Annotated in this window: 17 protein-coding genes and 1 other RNA gene; 11 read left to right on the forward strand and 7 right to left on the reverse strand. The window is 57.9% G+C overall.

Features of this window, described 5'->3' with window-relative positions; translation table 11 throughout:
- Nucleotides 1-72: 72 nt before the first annotated feature.
- A complete protein-coding gene (locus Q0915_RS27860) occupies nt 73-834 on the forward strand; it encodes a sulfite exporter TauE/SafE family protein (RefSeq protein WP_299483145.1) in 762 nt (253 codons plus the stop codon).
- Here the strand turns inward: Q0915_RS27860 and Q0915_RS27865 are convergent.
- From Q0915_RS27865 to Q0915_RS27895, 7 genes are all read right to left on the reverse strand, one after another.
- Entirely contained in the window at nt 823-1137 is a 315-nt protein-coding gene (locus tag Q0915_RS27865) for a MazG-like family protein (RefSeq protein WP_299483142.1), read from the reverse strand. The genes Q0915_RS27860 and Q0915_RS27865 overlap by 12 nt on opposite strands.
- Nucleotides 1138-1254: 117 nt before the next feature.
- Nucleotides 1255-2001, reverse strand: a complete 747-nt coding sequence (locus Q0915_RS27870) for a YebC/PmpR family DNA-binding transcriptional regulator (RefSeq protein ID WP_299483139.1) — start codon at nt 1999-2001, stop codon at nt 1255-1257.
- Nucleotides 2002-2102: 101 nt separating this feature from the next.
- Nucleotides 2103-2933, reverse strand: coding sequence for a TIGR00282 family metallophosphoesterase (locus Q0915_RS27875; RefSeq protein ID WP_299483136.1), 831 nt, complete (start codon nt 2931-2933; stop codon nt 2103-2105).
- A 14-nt stretch (nt 2934-2947) separates the two neighbouring features.
- Nucleotides 2948-3526 (reverse strand): 5-formyltetrahydrofolate cyclo-ligase, encoded by a 579-nt coding sequence (locus tag Q0915_RS27880; protein ID WP_299483133.1) that lies wholly within the window; start codon nt 3524-3526, stop codon nt 2948-2950.
- A 51-nt stretch (nt 3527-3577) separates the two neighbouring features.
- A non-coding RNA gene (gene ssrS, locus Q0915_RS27885) (6S RNA) lies at nt 3578-3731 on the reverse strand.
- 94 nt (nt 3732-3825) lie between these two features.
- Nucleotides 3826-4206 carry a cell division protein ZapA gene (locus Q0915_RS27890; protein ID WP_299483130.1) on the reverse strand — a complete coding sequence of 127 codons (381 nt, stop codon included), beginning with the start codon at nt 4204-4206 and terminating at the stop codon, nt 3826-3828.
- A 21-nt stretch (nt 4207-4227) separates the two neighbouring features.
- Entirely contained in the window at nt 4228-4524 is a 297-nt protein-coding gene (locus Q0915_RS27895) for a DUF4164 domain-containing protein (protein WP_299483127.1), read from the reverse strand.
- Between the two features lie 424 nt (nt 4525-4948).
- Between Q0915_RS27895 and tkt the strand changes: the two genes are divergently transcribed.
- The 10 genes from tkt (at nt 4949) to Q0915_RS27945 (ending at nt 16748) form a co-directional block, all read left to right on the forward strand.
- Nucleotides 4949-6937, forward strand: coding sequence for a transketolase (gene tkt / locus Q0915_RS27900; protein ID WP_299483124.1), 1989 nt, complete (start codon nt 4949-4951; stop codon nt 6935-6937).
- A 142-nt stretch (nt 6938-7079) separates the two neighbouring features.
- On the forward strand, nt 7080-8090 hold the full coding sequence (gap, locus tag Q0915_RS27905; protein WP_299483120.1) for a type I glyceraldehyde-3-phosphate dehydrogenase: 1011 nt from the start codon (nt 7080-7082) through the stop codon (nt 8088-8090).
- 742 nt (nt 8091-8832) lie between these two features.
- Nucleotides 8833-10026 carry a phosphoglycerate kinase gene (locus tag Q0915_RS27910; protein WP_299483116.1) on the forward strand — a complete coding sequence of 398 codons (1194 nt, stop codon included), beginning with the start codon at nt 8833-8835 and terminating at the stop codon, nt 10024-10026.
- Between the two features lie 22 nt (nt 10027-10048).
- The gene (locus Q0915_RS27915; protein ID WP_299483113.1) at nt 10049-10417 is read left to right on the forward strand and encodes a VOC family protein; all 369 of its coding nucleotides are present in this window, start codon (nt 10049-10051) and stop codon (nt 10415-10417) included.
- A 232-nt stretch (nt 10418-10649) separates the two neighbouring features.
- Nucleotides 10650-11717 (forward strand): class II fructose-bisphosphate aldolase, encoded by a 1068-nt coding sequence (gene fba, locus Q0915_RS27920; protein WP_299483110.1) that lies wholly within the window; start codon nt 10650-10652, stop codon nt 11715-11717.
- 122 nt (nt 11718-11839) lie between these two features.
- On the forward strand, nt 11840-12481 hold the full coding sequence (locus Q0915_RS27925; protein ID WP_299483107.1) for a thiamine phosphate synthase: 642 nt from the start codon (nt 11840-11842) through the stop codon (nt 12479-12481).
- 38 nt (nt 12482-12519) lie between these two features.
- Nucleotides 12520-13626 (forward strand): tetratricopeptide repeat protein, encoded by a 1107-nt coding sequence (locus Q0915_RS27930; protein ID WP_299483104.1) that lies wholly within the window; start codon nt 12520-12522, stop codon nt 13624-13626.
- A 158-nt stretch (nt 13627-13784) separates the two neighbouring features.
- Nucleotides 13785-14348 carry an elongation factor P gene (gene efp / locus Q0915_RS27935; protein ID WP_299483101.1) on the forward strand — a complete coding sequence of 188 codons (564 nt, stop codon included), beginning with the start codon at nt 13785-13787 and terminating at the stop codon, nt 14346-14348.
- 86 nt (nt 14349-14434) lie between these two features.
- Nucleotides 14435-15235 carry an inositol monophosphatase family protein gene (locus tag Q0915_RS27940; protein ID WP_299483098.1) on the forward strand — a complete coding sequence of 267 codons (801 nt, stop codon included), beginning with the start codon at nt 14435-14437 and terminating at the stop codon, nt 15233-15235.
- A 463-nt stretch (nt 15236-15698) separates the two neighbouring features.
- Nucleotides 15699-16748, forward strand: a complete 1050-nt coding sequence (locus Q0915_RS27945) for a TRAP transporter substrate-binding protein (protein ID WP_299483095.1) — start codon at nt 15699-15701, stop codon at nt 16746-16748.
- Nucleotides 16749-16776 lie beyond the last annotated feature (28 nt).

Raw genomic sequence — 16776 nt, forward strand, 5'->3', positions numbered from 1 at the left:
CCTGCAATCCGGCACGTCTCGCGGACATCCGGCTCTTTCCGCCGGGCCGCCGCAACCTGCTTGTGAACCTGCATGCCTTTTATGTTCGACGCCTTTTCACCGCATCTGCTGCTTTTGCTCGCAGTCGTGTTGTTCATCGCCGGCTGCGTCCGGGGGTTCTCAGGCTTTGGCGCCGGCATGATTTTCATTCCTGTTGCCACTGCATTCATTCTGCCGTCCACAGCTGCGGCAACGTTCCTCTTCATTGACAGTATCGTAACGCTGCCTTTGCTGGTGCGCGCCGTTCGCCGGTGCGAATGGCCGACCGTGATACCTGCCGTTCTGGGGTCCGTGATTTTCGTTCATTTGGGTGCGTGGTTGCTCGGAAACACAGACATCCTGGTCTTGCGGTGGGCGATTTTCGCAATTGTTGCATGCCTCCTGCTCCTGCTGATCTCCGGATGGCGCTACCACAAGCCGCCGGCGGCACCTGTGTCATTCGCAACGGGAGGCGTATCGGGTGTGCTGGGCGGAATATCTCAGGTTTCGGCGCCGCCAGTCGTCGCAATGTGGCTTTCCAGCTCAAAAGACCCTGAGGTTGTTCGGGCGAACCTGATCGTCTTTTTCGCCTTGGCGAGTGTCGGAACCTTTGTTGCCTACACGCTCAACGGCTTCTTCACCCGGGAAGTGTTCACTCTGCTCGTCATTGCCGTTCCTGTGTACGGCCTTGCGATATATGCAGGTGCCCGCAGCTTCAGAAATGCAAACCCTCAAGTTTACCGAAAGATCGCCTATGCGTTGATCGCGCTTGCCGCGCTGACCAGCATGCCCGCGCTTGACACGTTATTCCGCTGATTGCGCCGGCTCAGGAAGTTTTTCCCGCCACTTGGCGCACTTATCGGCCATCAGCCGGTTCAAATGCGCATCGAAGTCATCTTGGGTGTCGCTTACATGCGCTAGCAGACTGAGCGCCACGATTGCCGTGTCGACGGCTTCTTCACGAATGTCGGCGAGCGTATGGTTTTTGTAGGCACTCCCTGGCGCATTGGTGACCGAAAGAACCGCCTGCGCAAGCTCACCGGCTTCTTCAGACAATTTGAGCGCCCGTTCCTGAAGAGTTTTCGGGTCTGATTGCGTCAGCTCGTAGATACCGAACATGGTTTCCTCTGTACTTTCAGCATAAACAAAAGAACGCGGACACGACGGTTGCGATCTCGGCCCGGAAAGCAAAAACCCCGGCCTGGCCGGGGTTTTCAAATAAATGCAATCAACTGGTCAGGACGCCAACGCTTCCATGGTCTCTTCGTCGACGTCGAAGTTGGAATAAACATTCTGCACGTCGTCATCGTCTTCGAGCATGTCGATCAGCTTCATCAGCGTCTGTGCCTTATCCGCGTCGACAGGCGTCAGGTTCTGAGGCTTCCAGATAATCTTGGTGGAATCCGCTTCGCCCAAGGATTGTTCCAGAGCCTTGGCAACGTCATTGAGGTCTTCGAACGCTGCGTAGATCGTGTGGCTGCTCTCGTCGGACTGGACGTCTTCTGCACCCGCTTCGATGGCGGCTTCCAGAACAGCATCGGCTTCACCGGCTTCCGGTTTGTAGACGATTTCGCCAACCCGGTCGAACATGAAGGACACTGAACCGGTTTCCCCAAGCGAGCCTCCGCACTTGGTGAAATAGGAGCGGATATTGGACGCCGACCTGTTCCGGTTATCCGTCAGCGCCTCGACAACAACGGCAACGCCCGCGGGCCCGTAGCCCTCGTAGCGAATCTCTTCGTAATTGTCGCCGTCTCCGGTCTGGGATTTATTGATGGCCCGTTGGATATTGTCCTTCGGCATGGACTGGGCCTTGGCATTTTGCACCGCCAGCCTCAGACGGGGATTGGAGTCCGGATCCGGATCGCCCATTTTCGCCGCTACGGTAATTTCCTTGGAAAGCTTGGAGAACATCTTCGACCTGGCGGCGTCCTGACGGCCTTTGCGGTGCATGATGTTCTTGAATTTTGAATGGCCTGCCATGGCTCTTCTCTGTTCTTTGCAGATGATCTTGATGAAAACTGCGCCGCTTATAGGCAAATTGGCACTGAAAATCCAGCACGCAGACGCGAGCTGGGCATCGGTCAGTCGGACCGGCCCCAAAATGGCGGCAGCACGGGTTCCAGGCGCCCCCCGATGCGAACCGGAGCGATCCGCTCCGCAAGTCCTGTGCGATCGTCCGTTTCAATGGCTACACCACAAATCGTGGCAACGCCCGATGCCGGCGTGAACCTGGAACCTGGAACCTTCCGCTGGAAGCGGTTCACCGGTTCTTCCTTTTCCATCCCAAGCACGCTGTCGTAGGACCCGCACATGCCGGCATCCGACATATAGGCCGTCCCCTGCTCCAGGATCTGGTGGTCTGCGGTCGGCACATGCGTGTGGGTCCCGACGACGAGACTGACACGCCCGTCGAGAAAGTGCCCGATCGCCTGTTTTTCGCTGGTTGCCTCAGCATGCATATCAACGATGATTGCGTCGGCGACCTGGCCGAGCGGGCAATCGTTGACGACCTTGTCGATCGAGGAAAACGGATCATCCATGGCATCCATGAACACCCGGCCCATGATATTTGCGACCATCACCTGAGCGCCGTTGCGCGCTGTATAGAGATGGGCTCCACGGCCCGGTGTTCCAGCCGGATAGTTCAAGGGGCGCAACAACCTGTCCTGCCGTTCGATATAGACAAGAGTGTCTCGCTGGTCCCAGACATGGTTGCCCGTCGTGACTACATCCGCGCCGGCATCAAGAACGTCCTGCAGAATCGCCTCGGTGATACCGAATCCGGAAGCAGCGTTTTCACCGTTGACGATCACGAAATCGAGCTGATTGTCTTCCACCAGGCCCGGCAGACTTTCAATTACAGCCGAGCGTCCCGACCGACCGACCAGATCGCCAAGAAACAAAATACGCATATACCCTCGCCAAATCAGCCAAACGACCGGTAGCCGTGTTCGGTCAGAATTCCATCCAAAGGCTTGTCATGCGCTTCTGTCGGCACGCGGTCAACCTCCTGAATGGAAAACGCAACTCCAATGCGCAGGACCGGGCCCGAATTCTCAAGCAATGCGATCGTATTGTCGTAATAAGCTCTGCCGTAGCCAATGCGATTGCCCGAATTGTCAAAGCCCGCCAGCGGCATCAGCAATACATCCGGGCGCAACTCTTCTGCCTCCGGGCCGGGTTCCAGGCAGCCAAAGCCTGCGGGCACAAGTTCCGTATCCCTCTGAAGGTGCCTGAATATCAGGCTCGGGCCTACCATCACCGGCAGACCGAGGCGGTGACCGCGCTGGCGCAGCCTGTCCAGAAGCGGCCTCGGATCGATTTCATCCCGAATTGGCCAAAAACCGGCAACGATTGCGCCGGAGGGCAAGGGCAATGCGTCATGGTGATCGACGATCTGGAGGCTTTTCTCAATCCGCTCGACTTCGTCGAGTTCCTTCCTGCGGGACAGGGCCTGTTTGCGCAGCCGGTCCTTTTCAGCGGCCGGGTCCGAAACTTCAGTCATGGGTTTCCAGCATTTTCGACACCGAGCCGCATTCGCTCAAAATAATGCAAAAGCGCAGCCGTCCGACCGTTGGAGTTGCAATCCCGGGAAACCTACAATGTAGGTGGGCGCCGTGTGCAGCGGACCACGGCCCAGAGCAGGGACAGCTCCCGAAGGAATGCGTAAGGCCCCGGGGATATTATCCTGACGTATCGGGCAGCCGCAGCTACCGCATATAGACCCGGCAAAGAGCAATTACCAGAGCGACTGGGGAAACATCACAAACGACTTCCCGCGGATGCCATTGTTCGATTGAACGATCAGGGTGTTTCTGGGGGCCGCAAGCTTCTCGTCAGACTGTCGGCAAGGCTTTCTATGCGCGCAGCGGCCGTCGTGACCGCGCGAGAAAGTTCTTCCTCGTTCTGGCTCATATTGTCGAGCGCTGCGACTTGCCGCTTTTGGGCGTCTTCCAGCTCACCTTCCAGCTGTTTGACCTTACGCTCCAGTTCTGAAAGCTGATCGGTGGCCATGATGCCCGCCATCACGGTGAGGCGCTGGTCGCCGATCTCACCGAACGCGCCTTTGAGCTCCGAAATCCAGCCATCAAAACGTGCGGCCAGACCCATCAAACGGTCTTCTTCACCGTCGTCGCACGCCATGCGGAAGGATTTGCCGTTGATCGTGACCGTTATCTGCGTCATCTGCTGTCAGTCCTCCGGCACCTAGCCCCCGTGTGCGTCGAGCACGCTGCGGATCGTTTCCATCGCTGAAACAAGCCTTCTGGAAACGTCTTTGTTCGCCTCTTCCAAGCGCGATGCGCGCGCTTCGCTTTCGTCAAGCGAGGCTGCCAGCTGAGACCTGTCCTCCCCAAGTCTCTGCAGATCGTCTTGAAGAGAATTCAAGGACCTGTCCGCATCCATGCGTCGCTGGACCGCCGTTTCCAGTTGTCCGACAGCCGCATCCAGTCTCTTGACCGCGTCGGCAAGGCTGGTTTTTTCAATGCAGTCGATTTCCGCCATTATTTTAAGTCGTCCTGATCTTTATGCGGCGGCCCGCCCAAGCTTCGCTAACCCTGAAAGTTCAGATTTGACGCCTTCGCTTAAACAAATCACACGTAACTTGTCAGCCGCGCTGCCCGGCGCGTTCAATCACGCATAATTCGGCGAAAAAGCAAATCTTTGTCAGCACAAGAAGATTAGGCAACGCATCTTGCCGCCGTCAATGGCGCCATTGGCAGAATCCTCAACTCTATAACCTGCGACATAGGAATTTTGTTCCTCCTCGCCCGGTCCGCAGCTTTATTGACTCGGTGCGCGTTCCTGATATTTGTCTGGCGCCTGAACGGAACCGGCGTCAGTCGGGCTCTGAAAATGCACCTCACAATCACTTTGCCGGAGCGTTCGTTCCGGCAATGTCGGCTTCAAAGCAAGCAACGGGATGACAATGACCGATCTTGAAAAACACCAGCGCATGGCAAACGCGATCCGCTTTCTTGCAATCGACGCGGTGGAAAAGGCGAAATCCGGTCACCCCGGATTGCCCATGGGCGCAGCCGATATTGCAACGGTCCTTTTCACAGAGTTTTTGAAATTCGACCCGACCGCCCCGAATTGGGCGGATCGCGACCGGTTCGTTCTTTCGGCCGGCCACGGATCCATGCTGCTCTACAGCCTTCTGTATCTCCTCGGCTATGAAGACTTTTCACTGGACGAGCTGAAGAACTTCCGCCAGCTCGGATCCCGCACGGCCGGACATCCTGAGTTCGGCCACGGCGAAGGCATTGAAACAACCACCGGACCGCTCGGCCAGGGTTTCGGCAACGCTGTCGGCATGGCAATCGCCGAGCGTCTTCAGGCGGACCGCTTCGGCGAAAAGCTTGTCGACCACTACACATATGTGCTTGCCGGAGACGGTTGCCTCATGGAGGGCATCAGTCAGGAAGCCCTGACGCTTGCCGGACATCTGAAACTGAACAAGCTGATCGTGTTCTGGGACGATAACGGCATTTCCATCGACGGCAAGGTCGATCTCACGGACAGCACGAACCAGCAGGAACGTTTTGCGGCATCCGGCTGGAACACGATCGATATCGATGGCCACGATCCGGAGGCGATTGCCGACGCGATCCGCCAGGCACAGGCGAGCGACAGCCCCACCCTGATCGCCGCCAAGACCACCATCGGCTTCGGTGCACCCAACAAGGCCGGCACCGCCAAGGCTCACGGCGCACCTCTCGGAGCGGAGGAAATCGCAGGAACCCGCGAAGCACTGAACTGGCCGCATGAGCCTTTCGAAGTCCCGAGCGACATCCTCGATGCATGGCGCATTGCAGGTCTCAGATCAGCCCATGCCCACAAGGACTGGCAGAAGCGGTTCGCCGAAGCAGATACGGAAACGCGCGCCGATTTCGAGCGCCGCACGCGCGGCGACCTGCCTGCCGGCTTCCCGCAGGCTGTTCTGGACTACAAGAAGAAACTGGCTGAAGATCAGCCGACCATGGCAACCCGCAAGGCGTCCGAAGCCGTACTGGGTGTTATCAACGAAGTCGTGCCGGAGACAATCGGCGGTTCGGCGGACCTGACCGGATCAAACAACACCAAGACCGCGCAGACCGTACCCGTGACCGCAGAAGATTTCTCGGGTCGCTATATTCACTACGGCATTCGCGAACACGGCATGGCGGCAGCCATGAACGGGATGGCGCTTCACGGCGGGGTTATTCCCTATTCCGGCGGTTTCCTGATCTTCTCCGACTATTGCCGCCCGTCGATCCGCTTGGCCGCATTGATGAAACAGCGTGTCATTCACGTGATGACGCACGATTCCATTGGTCTTGGCGAAGACGGACCGACGCACCAGCCGGTCGAGCATTTCGCGGCTCTGCGCGCCATTCCCCAGCTCACCTTCTTCCGGCCCGCAGACATCACGGAAACGCTGGAATGCTGGCAGCTCTCCCTGGAAAACCAGGGCGGTCCGTCGATCCTGGCCCTGACACGTCAGAACCTTCCGTCCGTGCGCAAGACCTTTGAGGAAAAGAACCTTTGCGCAAAGGGTGCCTACGTCCTCATTGACAGCGAAGACGATGCGGCCGTCACCATTTTCGCCTCGGGTTCGGAAGTGGAAATTGCCGTTGACGCTCACAAGGAACTGACCGGGGAAGGGATAGAGGTTCGGGTTGTTTCCGTTCCATCTTTCGAGCTGTTCGAAGCCCAGTCGGACGACTACAAGGCCGCTGTCATCGGCACAGCCGGTGTCAAGATCGCTATCGAGGCCGGTATCCGCATGGGCTGGGACCGCTTCATTGGTAATGACGGCCTGTTCGTCGGCATGACGGGTTTTGGCGCAAGCGGCCCTTACAAGGAACTTTATGAGCATTTCGGCATCACGAAGGATGCAGTTGTCGCTGCCGTGAAGGAAAAGCTCGAAGCTTAAGTCAGATCAATTCCCGGCGGCGCTTTCCTCCTTAAGCTGCCGGGCCCTGAGCACAGCTGTGCTCTCAATCGTTGCCACCAAAAGGTGGCGCACCAATCGGCGCCGGATCCACACACGGCGCTCAAGATTGCGGGAGTGGAAAATGGTAACCAAGGTAGCAATCAACGGCTTCGGCCGTATCGGCCGCAATGTTCTGCGTGCAATTGTCGAGAGCGGCCGCACCGACATTGAAGTCGTTGCGATCAACGATCTCGGACCGGTTGAAACAAATGCGCATCTTTTGCGCTACGATTCGGTTCATGGCCGGTTCCCTGCGGAGGTTGTCGTCGAGGGTGAGACCATCACCGTCGGTGGTGGCAAGCCGATCAAGGTGACCGCGATCCGCGACCCGAAGGATTTGCCCTGGGGTGAGCTTGGCGTTGAAGTCGCCATGGAATGCACCGGCATCTTCACCGCCAAGGAAAAGGCATCGATGCATCTGGAAGCCGGCGCGAAACGCGTTCTGGTTTCAGCGCCTGCTGCCGGCGCGGACAAGACCATCGTCTTTGGCGTCAATGACAGTGCGCTGACCGCCGACGATCTCGTCGTGTCCAACGCATCCTGCACCACCAACTGCCTGTCGCCGGTCGCCTACGTGCTGAATGAAGCCATCGGTATCGAAAAAGGCTTCATGACGACGATCCACTCCTACACTGGCGACCAGCCGACGCTGGACACCATGCACAAGGATCTTTACCGCGCGCGTGCAGCGGCCATGTCCATGATCCCGACCTCCACCGGCGCTGCCAAGGCCGTCGGCCTGGTTCTGCCGGAGCTGAATGGCAAGCTCGACGGTGTCGCGATCCGCGTCCCGACGCCGAACGTCTCTGTTGTCGACTTCAACTTCATCGCCAAGCGCGAAACAACCGTTGAGGAAATCAACAGCGCGATCCGCGAAGCTGCCGACGGCAAGCTGAAGGGTGTTCTGGGCTACACAGACGACAAGCTGGTTTCCATGGACTTCAACCATGACAGCCATTCTTCCGTCTTCCACATGGACCAGACCAAGGTGCTGGATGGCACCTTCGTCCGCATCCTGTCCTGGTATGACAACGAGTGGGGCTTCTCCTGCCGCATGTCCGACACGGCAATCGCCATGGCGAAGCTGATCTGATATTGCAATCAGAAACTTAATAACAAGAGCCGGTCGATGTACCGGCTCTTTTTGTTTGATTTGCTCTCAGCCACAGCAATGCACCTCAGACATGAGCCGCCAAGTTTTTACAATTTCTACATGCATTGGTAGAAATTATACAAAATGAAATGGAGGACGTGATTTGGAATCGATCCTGATAGCTGTAGCGTTTCTTTTGGTGATTGGCGTTGGATACTACTTTATCGATCGTTCGAGGGACCCTGACCGCCCAAAAAGCCACCGCCAGTGGCACCCGGAGGTGGACCGGGCCAAAGCAGAGACCATGAAGAACTTGGAAACACCACCCGGAAAATAGGGCTATCGAATTCCAAGTCCTCACGGGAGACCTGGGAGGAAGTAAGCCGACATATGCGCTTTCTTATCCCCTCCAGCACAACATTCTGCGTCAAAAGCGAATGCAGCACATCGCACCAATGATTGTCGAATTCCATTGTCTGAGCTCGGCAGCACTTGGAAAACCTTCACCGAAAAATTGCTTACGCTTGGCAGCGCAGCAATCGCGCAGCCACAGTCACTGATCCCTTCCCAGGCTTAAGCACCAACGGGTGACCGGCTTAGGGCACAATCTGCCAAAATACTCTTGCCTTCCTTGTTGCAAGCAATGCGCTCCTTGCATTAAGTCCTGTCAACGCCGCGGCCTGGTTTGCGCCGGGGCAGGCCCTTTCGACTGACGCTTTCCGCCCTGACAACAGGTGATCCCATGGCATTCAAAACTCTCGACGACCTGTCCGACCTCACCGGCAAGCGCGCGCTTGTGCGTGTTGACCTGAACGTACCGATGGATGGCGGCAAGGTCACCGACACAACGCGCATCGAACGTGTGCTGCCGACGATCCGCGAACTCTCTGAAAAAGGCGCCAAGGTTGTTCTGTTGGCCCATTTCGGACGACCCAAGGGAGAGCGTGTCGCCGAGATGTCTCTCGCGCCTGTTGCCCCGGCGGTCGCGGACCTTCTTGGAAAGCCTGTTGCCTTTGCGGACGACTGCATCGGTTCCGCGGCGGCCGATGCCATTGCCGCTCTGCCGGACGGCGGTGTGTTGCTTCTGGAAAATACCCGCTACCACAAGGGTGAAGAAAAGAACGATCCGGACTTTGCGAAAGCACTTGCGGAAAACGGAGACATTTACGTCAACGACGCGTTCTCAGCCGCGCACCGCGCGCACGGTTCCACCGAAGGCATCGCCAAGCTTCTGCCCGCCTATGCAGGCCGCACGATGCAAGCCGAACTGGAAGCGCTCAGCTCCGCCCTTGGCGAGCCTGTCCGCCCCGTTCTGGCGGTTGTCGGCGGCGCGAAAGTTTCCTCCAAGATCGACCTGCTGGAGAACCTTGTGTCCAAGGTCGACATGCTCGTCATTGGCGGCGGCATGGCCAATACCTTCCTGGCTGCAAAGGGCACTGATGTCGGCAAATCGCTGTGCGAACATGACCTGGCCGACACAGCCAGGAAAATCATGGTCGCGGCCGAAGCGGCCAACTGCGAAATCGTGCTGCCCGACGATGCCGTCGTCGCGAAAGAATTCAAGGCCGGGGCGGAAAACGAAACCGTCGCGCTCAATGCCATTCCCGCCGACGGCATGATCCTGGATGTGGGTGCGGCCTCCATCGAAACCGTCAGGTCGAAAATTGATGCGGCCAAAACCCTGGTCTGGAATGGCCCGCTGGGTGCTTTTGAGATCGAACCCTTCGACAAGGCAACGGTTGCGGCAGCCAGGCACGCAGCCGAAAACACGAAGGCGGGAAAACTCAATTCGGTCGCCGGAGGCGGCGACACCGTGGCCGCGCTGAACCACGCTGGTGCAGCCCAGAGTTTTTCCTATGTATCCACGGCAGGCGGCGCCTTTCTTGAGTGGCTCGAGGGCAAGGAGTTGCCCGGCGTGAAGGCGCTTCAGGCCTGATCCGATTTCAGAGGAGGTGAAGATGCAGCGTTGTTTTACGAATATTCTGACCGAAGAAGTGGCCGTTACCGCCGCTTTTTACGAGAATCTTTTGGGAATGACGCCGAAATTTTCCTCCGACTGGTTCGTGAACCTGGCGGATCCCGAGGCGCCGGGTCTTGAACTCGGCATCCTCAGGCAATCGAGCGACATTGTTCCGGCCAGGGCCCAGCGGGCGCCGGCCGGCGTTATCCTGACATTCGTCGTGGAAGACTGCGACGCCGTTCACGAGCGGGCTCTCGAACTCAACGCGGTTGTCGTTGAAGCGCCCCGGGAGATGCCATACGGCCAGAAACGGATGATTCTTCGGGACCCTGCGGGAACCTTTCTCGATATCAGCTCGCTGATCTAACAAGATTCCGCCTTCGCAGCGCCACACCCATGATTAATTTGATTACCGAATTAATTGTGTGCGAAGATTTTCGATCAGGCGCTTCTATTTTAATTGATTTAAGCGGTCGCGTTGCTCTTTCCATAACCGAAAATCTTGTTAGAACGGCCACAGTTTGACGCATCGGCCACACGGCAAGGTCATCTTTGTTCTGCTGTGGACGGAGCACGTATCCGGATCTGGGAGACAATTGATGGCTCGTATTACCCTTCGCCAGTTGCTTGATCACGCTGCCGAGAATGACTACGGCGTTCCGGCCTTCAACATCAACAACATGGAGCAGGCGCTTGCGATCATGGCTGCAGCGGACCAGACGGATTCGCCGGTCATCATTCAGGCGTCCCGCGGGGCCCGCGCCTACGCCCACGACATCATGCTGAAGCACATGATGGACGCCGTCGTCGAGATTTATCCGCATATCCCGGTCTGCGTCCATCTGGACCACGGCAACGCGCCGCAAACCTGCATGACGGCCATCCAGGCCGGCTTTACATCCGTCATGATGGACGGCTCGCTGGAAGCGGACGGAAAGACACCGGCCAACTGGGATTACAATGTCGGCGTCACCAAGACAGTCACCGACATGGCGCATCTTGGCGGCATCTCGGTGGAAGGCGAACTCGGTGTTCTGGGCTCGCTCGAAACCGGCATGGGCGACAAGGAAGACGGCCATGGCGCGGAAGGAAAGCTGAGCCACGACCAGCTTCTGACCGATCCCGCCGAAGCGGTAAAGTTCGTTCAGGAAACCAAGGTCGACGCCCTGGCGATCGCAATGGGCACCAGTCATGGTGCCTACAAGTTCACGCGCCAGCCGGACGGCGAAATTCTCGCCATGCATGTCATTGAGGAAATCCATCGCCGCCTGCCCGACACGCACCTGGTGATGCACGGCTCCTCTTCCGTCCCGCAGGACCTGCAGGACATCATCAACCAGTATGGCGGCGAGATGCCCCAGACATGGGGTGTCCCGGTCGAAGAGATCCAGCGCGGTATCAAGAACGGTGTCCGGAAGATCAACATCGACACGGACAACCGCATGGCCTTGACCGGCCAGATCCGCCGCGTCCTCAGCGAAAACCCCGGTGAATTCGATCCGCGCAAATACCTGAAGCCTGCACGTGAAGCCATGCAGAAGCTCTGCGTGGAGCGCCTCGAAGCCTTCAACACGGCAGGTCAGGCGTCCAAGATCTCAAAAATAGTCACGCTCGCAGATATGGCCAACCGCTACAAGGACGGCAGCCTCGACCCGAAAATCGGTTGACCTGACCCGGTCCGACCGGTCGAGATATTCACTTTGTTGAAAGAGGGGCCTTGCGTCCCTCTTTTGCCGTCTTTAGGGACAAGAACGAGAATCGAACACTTCCGTCAGTCAGGAACCCGCTTGTGAATCGTCCGCGCCTCTTTCTAGTCACGCCCCCGGAATTCGTTACGTCCGACCTGGCGGCAAAGCTCGAACAGGCCTTTGCCGGCGGCGATATTGCCTGCGTCCTGATCTATATGCCCGGTGCGGCCACCAAGGACATACAGGACGCGGCGCAAATACTGGTACCTGTTATTCAGGAGGGCGGTGCCGCCGCGCTTGTCTACCGCGATACGCAGGCTGCAGGTAGGAGCGGCGCCGACGGCGTCCATGTCGACAGCTCGCTCGAAGACGTTAAACTCGCGGTTGAGAGTTTTCAGCCGGACAGGATCGTGGGAACCGGCGGCACGAAGCTCAAACACGATGCGATGGAGTTGGCGGAAACAGGCGTCGACTATATCTTTTTCGGCAAGCTGGACCTGGATGAGCGTGAAAAAGCGCACGACAGGACGCTGTCAGGCGCCACATGGTGGGCTGAACTGTTCGAAACGCCTTGTGTTGCCATGGCCGGGAACAGCCTGGAGACCCTGGAGGACGTTGCCGCAACCAGTGCGGACTTTATCGCGGTGAAGGATGTCGTCTGGAATTCTGATGGCGACATCTCAACCGTAGTCGCCGCTGCGAACCGCATTTTGGAAGAACACCCATTTCCGGAGGTGGAATAAGCTCCCGGAAGCTGCTGATCGAATATGGAGTAAGCGTGATGCCGACGAAAGCCGCCCGCCCTTGCATGGCGAAGATGGCCGTATTCGCACTTGCCACAGCATTCTTCTCAACGCTTTCCGATCCTGGAGCAGAGGCACAGGAAGCGGATTTAGATGCCGTCTCCGCCGAAAAAACCAAAGTCGAAGAGCCTGCAATCATCGATGTGACAACGCGCGACAAGACGCTCTTCAGCATCATTGATGCCGGGCCGCCCGCGATCGACGAAAGCAAATCGCCGTCACCGGAAACAGCCTATTCTGCCTTTCAGCGCGGCTGGTTCCTCACCGCACTCGGACTTGCAACACCACTTGCCGAACAAGGCGACAAGGCTGCCCAGGCATTGCTCGGCGTCCTTCACGAGGAAGGCCTCGGCATCGAATTGAACAAGTCGAAGGCTGCTGACTGGTATTCACTGGCAGCCGCGGCGGGCGACAACGGATCGGCGCTGCAACTGGCCCAGTTCTACCTTCTCGGCACGGGTGTCGATGTCGACAAGGCGAAGGCCGCGGATCTCTTCGAACAGGCAGCCGACGCGGGCAACGCCTCAGCGCTGTACAACCTTGCGATCCTTTATCAGGAGGGCGAGGGACGCCCGTTCAACGAAGAAAAAGCCCGCCAGTTGCTGGAAGAAGCTGCCCGGAAAAACGATCCGGAAGCGCAATACGCTTTGGGACTGTCTTTTCTTGAATCGCAGACCGGCCTGAACGACCCCGGCCAGGGCGCTTTCTGGCTTGGCCGCGCCGCCCGTCGCGGCCACACATCGGCGCAGGTCTACTATGGGATCCTGCGGCATCAGGGAAAAGGCGTCGACCCGGACGAAGCCGAGGCGGCCGACTGGTTTGAGCGCGCCGCGATCGCCGGCAATCCGGTTGCAATGAACCGGCTTGCCCGGATTTACGCATACGGACGCGGACGCGAACAGGATTTCGCTTCAGCGGCCGGATGGCATCTTGCGGCTCGCACAAATGGCGTTCCGGACCACGCCCTTGACAGGATCGTGGAAACGCTTGACGAGCAGACCCTGGAGGAAGCCAGAAAACTGGCTGAACAGCACTCGGCAACGCTCATGGCCCCAACCGAAGATCCGGCTGCGGAATCACCGTAATTTGCGCATTGCTCGGCCCAAACGTAGGAATATTTGCCTTTTTTCCTTGAAACGCTTTCGCTTTTGTGGTGGACAGGCGCGAGCATTTTGGGCGCCCCAGTCGTCGGCAGGGGACCGCACCGCGTCAGATCCTAACAATACATAAAGTCGGTCGTTCCATGAAAATCAACGGAAACGAAATCAAGCCCGGTAACGTGCTGCAGCATCAGGACACGCTCTGGGCCGTTGTCAAAGTCCAGCATGTGAAGCCCGGCAAGGGCGGCGCCTTCGCTCAGGTCGAAATGAAAAACCTGATCGATGGCCGCAAGCTCAACGAGCGGTTCCGCTCCGAAGACAAGGTCGAGCGCGTACGCCTGGAGCAAAAGGACTTTCAGTACCTTTATACGCAGGACGACATGCTGATCTTCATGGACACCGAAACCTATGAACAGCTGGAGCTGCAGTCCGAATTCGTCGGCGACCGTGCGGCCTTTTTGCAGGACGGCATGATGGTCACCGTGGAACTGCACGAAGAGCGTCCGATCGGCATTACCCTTCCGCAACATGTAACGCTTGAAATCAGTGAAGCCGATGCAGTCGTCAAGGGACAGACACAGTCTTCTTCCTACAAACCCGCCCTGATGGAAAACGGCGTCCGCGTCATGGTCCCTCCCTTCATCACCGCCGGTGAGAGGATCATCGTCGACACCGGTACACTGGAATATGTTCGCCGCGCGGATTGATCCTTAGGATTGACCCCGGTATTCGAACGCCAAAATCTGGCGTGTCCGAAACGGTTCGGGCTGCGCCCAACAACAAGTGACATTCAATGGCTCGCACAGCACTCCTTAACGTGATGGTTCAAGCCGCAATCAAGGCCGGACGCAATCTGGTTCGCGATTTCGGTGAAGTGGAAAATCTCCAGGTCTCTCGCAAGGGACCGGGGGATTTCGTTTCAGCGGCAGACCGTCGTGCCGAGGAGCTCCTGCGTGGAGAATTGACAAAGGCACGCCCGACTTATGGTCTGGTCATGGAAGAAAGCGGCATCGTAGAAGGCACCGACGGGCAGCATCGCTGGCATATCGACCCGCTCGACGGCACGACGAATTTTCTGCACGGCATTCCGATCTTCGCGACATCCATTGCTCTGGAGCGGGCGGGCGAGATCGTCGCCGGCGTCATCTATAACCCTGTCATGGACGAGCTCTACACGGCCGAGCGCGGCCGGGGCGCTTTTTTGAACGATCGCCGCCTGCGGGTCGCAGGACGCACCGAGCTACCGGAAATGCTCATTGGTACGGGTCTGCCCTTCATTGGGCATGGCGACCATGGCCGCGCATTGCGTGAATTGCGCCACGTCATGCCGGAAGTGTCTGGCGTCCGGCGCGCCGGCGCCGCCGCGCTCGATCTTGCCTGGACTGCTTCCGGACGCCTGGACGCCTATTGGGAGCACAACTTGAACTCCTGGGATATCGCTGCCGGAATTCTCATGGTGCGCGAAGCTGGCGGTTTTGTAAGCGATCTTCAGGGCAAAAACAAAATGCTGGAAACGGGCGATGTGCTTGTCGGCAACGAATTTGCCCACCGGCATATGCTCCGGCTGCTGAAACAGGCCGAAACGTCCGCGTGAATTCTGATTGGGAGCTCACATCGATAGTGAGCTGCATCCGGTCTAAGCATGGGGCCGCAGCCCAGTGTGCACCAAGCGCATCCTGAACCAGCCGCGCGCGTATTTCAGGACACGTCGACCGCCGGCTCGTGCAAGGCGGTTCAAACACCTTCAAGATATTGTCGCGACGACGGACATCCACCCTATCCCGGCAATGGAAGTTGGCCTGGTATGTCAGAAAGTGACTTAGTTTCTGAAAGGTCCGCAGCGTTGGCACCTGACGCTCGGATTGACCCGATTAGCGACCGGACACTTCCAGATCATGCACCGGAGTCTGCATTCGGCCAGGCTATGGCTGCTCAAGGCGGATCTCTTATTCTAATGGCTATGTGTTAACAGCTTTGGATTCATGCGCTAAATAAGGATTGGAAAAGTTTTTCCAACGGGTCAGAGGAGGGCCCGAAAAAAATAAACGGGAGGATTTATGACTATTCGCAAACTCGCTGTCGCGGCGGCAATCAGTATCTCTTTCACCTTGCCTGCCAGCGCGCAGGAAGCCTTTGAGATGACGTCCGCCTTCGGCAAAAACCTGCCAATTCTCGGCACGGCCGCCGTCGGCTTTACCGAAAAGATCAATTCCATCTCCAACGATGTCGAGTTCGAACACTTTGATCCGGGCCAGCTGGTTCCGGCTCTGGAAGCGCTTGACGCCGTGTCCAGCGGTTCGGTTGACGCCGCTTACACCACATCCGGCTACTGGCAGGGCAAGATCCCGGCCGCCTCCCTGTTTGCAGCTGTGCCCTTCGGTCCGGAAGCCGGCGAATTCCTCGCGTGGATGCTTTATGGCGACGGTGCGGAGCTGTTCCAGCGCATGTATGACGAAAACGGCTACAACGTTCACGTCATCCCTTGCGGCATCATCGCTCCGGAAACCTCCGGCTGGTTCAAGAACGAGATCAACGGCCTTGAGGATCTGGAAGGTCTGAACATGCGTTTCTTCGGTCTCGGTGCTGAAGTGATGCAGAAACTCGGCGTGTCCACGTCGCTTCTGGCGGGTGGTGATATCTTCCCGGCGCTGGAGCGCGGTGCGATCGATGCGACCGAATTCTCCATGCCGCGGATCGATGCGCGTCTCGGGTTCCATAACATCGCGAAGTACAACTACTTCCCGGGCTGGCACCAGCCGGCAACGATGTTCGAACTCCTGATCAACAAAGACCGCTGGGACGACCTCGACGAAGTTGCTCAGAACCAGATCCAGATCGCGTGCATGGCGAACATCACCGACAACTTCGCGGAAGGTGAAGCCACCAACTTCGATGCGATGCAGGAAAACGTCGAGAAGAACGGCGTGACCATCAAGCAGTGGTCCCCGGAAATGCTCGCCGCCTTCGAAGAAGCATGGGTTGAAGTCGCCGCCGAGCTGGCCGCAGAAGATGCCTTCTTCAAGGAAGTCTGGGACAATCTCCAGGAGTTCCGTGCCGGCTACAAGGTCTGGAACGACAACATCTACCTGCCGCGTCCGCGCAACTAAGCGGGCTGCACTGATCCGTCCTAAGTCT

Origin of the sequence: uncultured Roseibium sp., from assembly GCF_947494555.1 — a bacterium.
Taxonomy (GTDB): domain Bacteria; phylum Pseudomonadota; class Alphaproteobacteria; order Rhizobiales; family Stappiaceae; genus Roseibium.

Excerpts from the sequence above, each read along its gene's own strand:
- Q0915_RS27860 (WP_299483145.1), top strand. The coding sequence starts at position 73 with ATGCCTTTTATGTTCGACGCCTTTTCACCGCATCTGCTGCTTTTGCTC.
- Q0915_RS27865 (WP_299483142.1), bottom strand. The coding sequence starts at position 1,137 with ATGTTCGGTATCTACGAGCTGACGCAATCAGACCCGAAAACTCTTCAG.
- Q0915_RS27870 (WP_299483139.1), bottom strand. The coding sequence starts at position 2,001 with ATGGCAGGCCATTCAAAATTCAAGAACATCATGCACCGCAAAGGCCGT.
- Q0915_RS27875 (WP_299483136.1), bottom strand. The coding sequence starts at position 2,933 with ATGCGTATTTTGTTTCTTGGCGATCTGGTCGGTCGGTCGGGACGCTCG.
- Q0915_RS27880 (WP_299483133.1), bottom strand. The coding sequence starts at position 3,526 with ATGACTGAAGTTTCGGACCCGGCCGCTGAAAAGGACCGGCTGCGCAAA.
- Q0915_RS27890 (WP_299483130.1), bottom strand. The coding sequence starts at position 4,206 with ATGACGCAGATAACGGTCACGATCAACGGCAAATCCTTCCGCATGGCG.
- Q0915_RS27895 (WP_299483127.1), bottom strand. The coding sequence starts at position 4,524 with ATGGCGGAAATCGACTGCATTGAAAAAACCAGCCTTGCCGACGCGGTC.
- tkt (WP_299483124.1), top strand. The coding sequence starts at position 4,949 with ATGACCGATCTTGAAAAACACCAGCGCATGGCAAACGCGATCCGCTTT.
- gap (WP_299483120.1), top strand. The coding sequence starts at position 7,080 with ATGGTAACCAAGGTAGCAATCAACGGCTTCGGCCGTATCGGCCGCAAT.
- Q0915_RS27910 (WP_299483116.1), top strand. The coding sequence starts at position 8,833 with ATGGCATTCAAAACTCTCGACGACCTGTCCGACCTCACCGGCAAGCGC.
- Q0915_RS27915 (WP_299483113.1), top strand. The coding sequence starts at position 10,049 with ATGCAGCGTTGTTTTACGAATATTCTGACCGAAGAAGTGGCCGTTACC.
- fba (WP_299483110.1), top strand. The coding sequence starts at position 10,650 with ATGGCTCGTATTACCCTTCGCCAGTTGCTTGATCACGCTGCCGAGAAT.
- Q0915_RS27930 (WP_299483104.1), top strand. The coding sequence starts at position 12,520 with ATGCCGACGAAAGCCGCCCGCCCTTGCATGGCGAAGATGGCCGTATTC.
- efp (WP_299483101.1), top strand. The coding sequence starts at position 13,785 with ATGAAAATCAACGGAAACGAAATCAAGCCCGGTAACGTGCTGCAGCAT.
- Q0915_RS27940 (WP_299483098.1), top strand. The coding sequence starts at position 14,435 with ATGGCTCGCACAGCACTCCTTAACGTGATGGTTCAAGCCGCAATCAAG.
- Q0915_RS27945 (WP_299483095.1), top strand. The coding sequence starts at position 15,699 with ATGACTATTCGCAAACTCGCTGTCGCGGCGGCAATCAGTATCTCTTTC.